Source organism: Mycobacterium angelicum, from assembly GCF_002086155.1.
GTDB lineage: Bacteria > Actinomycetota > Actinomycetes > Mycobacteriales > Mycobacteriaceae > Mycobacterium > Mycobacterium angelicum.
In genome coordinates this window covers 1-983 of record NZ_MVHE01000217.1, presented here as the reverse complement: position 1 = coordinate 983, position 983 = coordinate 1, and the positions used below count along the sequence as shown (strand labels likewise).

General features: G+C 80.6%; 1 protein-coding gene. It reads right to left on the bottom strand.

Translation table 11 applies throughout. The annotated features are described in order from the left end of the window. Positions 1-983 (bottom strand): hypothetical protein (locus BST12_RS32595; RefSeq protein WP_211281407.1); only part of this gene is annotated, 983 nt, incomplete at both ends.

Genomic DNA, 983 nt, shown 5'->3' with positions numbered 1-983 from the left:
TGCCGCCGGTGCCACCGCTACCTACGCCGCCGCCGCCACCGCCGGCGCCGGCCGCGCCGCCGACACCGCCGTCGCCGCCGGTGCCACCGACTCCGGTGGTGCTGTCGGCACCGCTGCCGCCGGTTCCGCCACTGCCGCCCTTGCCGCCCACGCCGCCGGCGCCGCCGGAGCCGTTGGTCCCGCCCACACCGGAGTCGCCGCCCTGGCCGCCTTGTCCGCCGGCGCCGCCAGCAAACCCAGCACTACCGGTGGCGCCGCTGCCTGCTGCGGCATCGGTGCCGTCTGCGCCGGTACCGCCGCCGCCGCCTTGACCGCCGGTGCCGCCGGTACCTGCCTTGCCGGCGGCGCCGGTGCTGCCGCCGGTGCCACCGCTACCTACGCCGCCGCCACCACCGCCGGCGCCTGCTGCGCCGCCGATACCGCCGTCGCCGCCAGTGCCGCCCACGCCGGTGGTGCTGTCGGCGCCGCTGCCGCCGGTTCCGCCGGTGCCGCCCTTGCCGCCCACGCCGCCGGCGCCGCCGGAGCCGTTGGTGCCACCGGCACCGGAGTCGCCGCCCTGGCCCCCCTGACCGCCTTGGCCGCCGGCGAAACCGGTGCCGCCGGTGGCGCCGCTGCCTGCTGCGGCATTGGTGCCGTCGGCGCCGGTACCGCCGTCGCCGCCTTGACCGCCGGTGCCGCCGGTGCCTGCTTTGCCGGTGGCGCCGGTGGTGCCGCCGGTTCCGCCGCTGCCGGTTCCGCCGCCGCCACCGCCGGCGCCTGCTGCGCCGCCGATACCGCCGTCGCCGCCGGTGCCGCCGACTCCGGTGGTGCTGTCGGCGCCGCTGCCGCCGGTTCCGCCGGTTCCGCCGGTGCCGCCGACGCCGCCGGCGCCGCCGGAGCCGTTGGTGCCGCCGGCACTGTTACCGCCTTGGCCGCCTTGTCCGCCGGCGCCGCCGGCGAAACCGGTGCCGCCGGTGGCGCCGCTGCCTGCTGCGGCATTGGTG